Below are 4,025 nucleotides of genomic sequence, written 5' to 3' on the forward strand. Positions count from 1 at the left end.
AATTAATTAAAGCCTTCAAACTGTTGATAATAAAGGAATTGGAAATTTATGTCACCAAACTTGGGCTTTAGATGTATAAATCTTATAGTCATTTTCAAACTTTCCTACTCCAATATTTTGCAACTGAATTATCCTTACTCCAGAATCAGTGTAGTCACTTTTTTTTAAGTCAGAACCAAACGGACCACCAGTAAAACTATAATTTTGATTCTTATCAGCAAGTTCATCAAGTTTATGTACAACCCAAGTAGAAGGGATTTTCCCTATTTTTGTGTCCTTAAATGTTTGCATCATTTATTACCTCCTTTCCGCTAAATTTCACTTAATCCAAGCATTTTTAAGTAACTATTTAATACCTTTTCATTTTTTGTATATTTCTCTTTTATTTCTTTAATTTCTTTTACTACAGATTCAAGATCTATTTCTTCTTCCTCAACAGAAGTATCTACATAACGACTAATATTCAAGTTATAGTCACCAATTCTTATTTCTTCTAACCCAACAACCGATGCATATTTTTCTACATCCTCAAATCTATTAAAAGCATCAACAATTTTTTTGATATCTTCTTCTCGAAGTTTATTCTTATTTCCATCTTTAATAAACTCCCGACTAGCATCTATAAACAACACTTTATTTCTACGTTCTACAGGCTTATTCTTATTTATAATAATTAAAGCAGCTGGAATACTTGTCCCATAAAATACATTAGAAGGTAATCCAATTACCGCTTCTACAAGATCATCTTTTAAGTATCCTTTTCGAATTTTCCCTTCAGAGCCTCCACGGAATAACACTCCATGAGGAACTACTGTGCCTAACTTCCCTTTCTGATTCAAACTAGCTACCATATGTGATACAAACCCTAAATCACCATATGACTTTGGTGGAATCCCATAAGAAAAACGATTATATGGATCACTCTCAGCCTCTTCAACTCCCCAATTTTTAAGGGAGAAAGGTGGATTAGCTAAAATAACATCAAATGTTTTGAGTACTCCGCCTTCCGTATGCATAGGATTTCGGATTGTATCACCTTTCCGTATATCTGCTCCTTTGGCAAAATGGAATAACATATTCATCTTACAAATCGCCCATGTACTTAAATTAATTTCTTGACCAAATAAGGAAACATTTCGGTCATTTCCACCATAATCTTTTATGTAATGCATTGACTCAATTAACATACCGCCACTACCCACTGTTGGATCGTATATTCGATCTCCTTCTTGTGGCTTTAAGATATTAACCAATACCTTTACAACTTCACGCGGAGTATAAAACTCCCCACCCTTAGTTCCACCGTCATCAGCGAATTGTTTAATGAGGTATTGATACGCATCTCCTAGAACATCAGGGTTCTCAAGATTCTCATATGCTAAATTGTGTTTATCAAATAAAAGTAGTAATTGTGATAGCTTTTTATCTGGCACACGTTCTTTATCGTTATAGTTTGCAGTAGTTAATACTCCGATTAGTTCAGCATTCTTTGGCTCATCTTCTAATGCTTTGAATGCCTTGTCCAATTCAGGTCCGATATTTAATGTAAGATTCTTTAATTTATCCCAGCGTGCAGCAGGAGGCACAAAGAAGGTCTCATACATTGTTGGTTCTTCTAATAACATTTCAACTTCTTCTAAGTCCATTCCTTGTGAAACAAATTCTTCTTTTTTCTTTTCCCGTTCAACTGAAAATTGGTCGTTCATTCGTTTTAGAAACATTAACCCAAATATGTAGTCTTTATATACAGCGGCATTTAATTCCCCACGTAAAATATCAGCCGCATCCCATAACGTTTTTTCTAGCTCTTGTAATGTCAACTTGCTCATTATGTAACCCCCAAAATTTTACTTCCTACTTAATAATATATCATATTTCCTATATTGAAGCCCTAGCAGTCAATTATTATGAGGGTAAGAAATATTAGTAAAATATTTTTTAAAAATATACTCAAAGGTCTTAAAACGTTAAAAACCAGTGGCTATAATGTTTAAGAAATTTACGGTTTAGGTAAATTACCATAATAAGCAGGAGGTCATTAAAATGACAATAAGAATAGTAAAAGGAAACAAATATCGGGTTATTTTCGATCAGGGTAAAAATCAATTTGGAAAGCGAATACTAAGAACCAAGGTGTTTAGTACATTAAAAGAAGCAGAAGAATTTAAAGCAAATTTACTACAAAACGGAGATACTCTTTTCAATAAAAGTTTGAAAGATAAATCTAAATACAACCAAATGGAAGCAAAAGAACCTTGGACCTATACCGAAGCGAAGCAATTTCTTGAGTTAGCCGAAAAAGAAAATAAGGATGTACTATATGATACTGTGCTTTACACTGGTTTAAGATTAGGTGAGGTTTGCGCATTATCATGGGAGGATGTGAACTTAACGGTAGGAACATTAACAGTTAAAAAATATATTGAACGCATAGGAAGTGGCAAATACAAAACTTTTACGTGCCGAATACCACGAACTGTTCAGTTACCAGCCCGTATTATTAATAAGTTGGCTACCCATATGAGGAAACAAGAACAATGGAAAATTGACATGGGTAATGCCTACAATAACGGGTACAATCTCGTTTTCCCCAACAAGAACGGTACTTTAATGAAACCAATTTCTTTAAATCACCAATTTGAATTACTAATTAAAAAAGCAGAGGTAAGGAAAATTTCCTTTCATGGATTAAGACGTACTCACAATTGATTCATGATACAAAAACATTAAACAAACCTTTTGTTAAGGAACGATTAAACCATCAAAATATAGTTTCAACATTAAAGGAGTATTAATTTACCTCTTATACCGTTGAAATCTTCAAAACCTCTTGTTTCAAAACAAGGGGTTTTATTATTAGACAATACATACGTTATAGGCAATTTAATTAGCGTTGCAACTAGACTTTACTATCCCTTTATATAAGTTTCCAAAAAGGAAAACAAAAAATATTATTTTTTTCTTCAGATACTTAAAATCCTTCATAACCGAGGCTATAATGTTTCAGAATTTAACCGGTTATTTCAATATCATTAATACAAGGAGAGCGAATCGATTATGGAAAACACAAATAAATACACAACTTGGGAATCATTACCAGACATTTTAACCGCACAGCACATTTCTGAATTTCTTGGGATTTCAAGAAGAAGAGTCTATGAGTTATTTAAAGTTCATGTTGAGTACGGAGGTATTCCAAACTATGAAATCGGCTTATCGAAACGGGTAGATAAGGCAGATTTAAAGCAGTGGATCATTAAGAAAAAAGAAGAAAAAAGAAGAAAAAAGAAGAAATTAAATTAAAAGACTGCATATTGAGTTGATGATGAAGGCCATTAATTTTTTAGAGGAATAGATCACCTTTCCCCTTACCATATTTTTCCAACTATAGAAGGAATTAAAACTAAAAATACGAAAGATAGCGAGGTTAACGAAACATTATGAAAGGACATTACTATAAGAGAGGTTGCAAGTGTGATGAAGAGAATTGCACTTGTGAGTGGTCATTTATAATAGATATTGGACGAGATCCCAAAACAGGGAAAAGACGACAACGTTCTGGAAGTCGCTTTAAATCAAAGGAAGATGCTGAAGTAGCAGCGGCCGCTCTACTTTCGGATGTAAAGCAAGGCAATTACATTAAAGAATCTGATATTATATTTAAAGATTTTGCTAAAGAGTGGTTACGAATTTACAAGGATAGGACCGGTGCAAAACCCGGCACTATACGTTTAAGAGAGTATGGAATCAATAGGTTATTGCCATATTTTGCTCACTTAAAACTTAAAAAAATTACAGAAGAAATGTATCAAGCAGTATTGGATAATCTTAAAAACCGAAAAGGCCAAAATCTTGCTAGATGTACAAAAGAAGGTATTCACACGACTGGAAAAATGATTTTTAAAATGGCTACTAGGAAAAAATTGATTAAAGATGATCCTACTGAATTTGCCTATATTGTAAAGATACACATTATTCCAGACACCTAATTTCAAATTAATTCGGTGGAAAATCTGAAGTAATGT

5 protein-coding genes are annotated in these 4,025 nt (G+C 32.9%); 3 read left to right on the forward strand and 2 right to left on the reverse strand.

The genetic code is table 11. From position 1 onward, the window contains the following. Nucleotides 1–51: 51 nt before the first annotated feature. Together AC6HVZ_RS19370 and AC6HVZ_RS19375 are read right to left on the reverse strand one after the other, a co-directional pair. Nucleotides 52–291, reverse strand: a complete 240-nt coding sequence (locus tag AC6HVZ_RS19370; protein ID WP_497559763.1) for a hypothetical protein — start codon at nt 289–291, stop codon at nt 52–54. Nucleotides 292–311: 20 nt separating this feature from the next. Then, nucleotides 312–1,829, reverse strand: coding sequence for a type I restriction-modification system subunit M (locus tag AC6HVZ_RS19375; RefSeq protein WP_497559764.1), 1,518 nt, complete (start codon nt 1,827–1,829; stop codon nt 312–314). A 214-nt stretch (nt 1,830–2,043) separates the two neighbouring features. Here AC6HVZ_RS19375 and AC6HVZ_RS19380 point away from each other — a divergent pair, with 214 nt between their 5' ends. The 3 genes from AC6HVZ_RS19380 to AC6HVZ_RS19390 all read left to right on the forward strand — a co-directional run bounded on the left by AC6HVZ_RS19380 (nt 2,044) and on the right by AC6HVZ_RS19390 (nt 3,989). After that, the gene (locus AC6HVZ_RS19380; RefSeq protein WP_497559765.1) at nt 2,044–2,709 is read left to right on the forward strand and encodes a tyrosine-type recombinase/integrase; all 666 of its coding nucleotides are present in this window, start codon (nt 2,044–2,046) and stop codon (nt 2,707–2,709) included. Nucleotides 2,710–3,057: 348 nt separating this feature from the next. Then, complete coding sequence (locus AC6HVZ_RS19385) at nt 3,058–3,303, forward strand: helix-turn-helix domain-containing protein (RefSeq protein WP_497559766.1); 246 nt, start codon at nt 3,058–3,060, stop codon at nt 3,301–3,303. Between the two features lie 137 nt (nt 3,304–3,440). Next, nucleotides 3,441–3,989, forward strand: coding sequence for a tyrosine-type recombinase/integrase (locus AC6HVZ_RS19390; RefSeq protein WP_497559767.1), 549 nt, complete (start codon nt 3,441–3,443; stop codon nt 3,987–3,989). Nucleotides 3,990–4,025 lie beyond the last annotated feature (36 nt).

It is taken from the genome of Oceanobacillus sp. NCCP-135 (assembly GCF_059698015.1).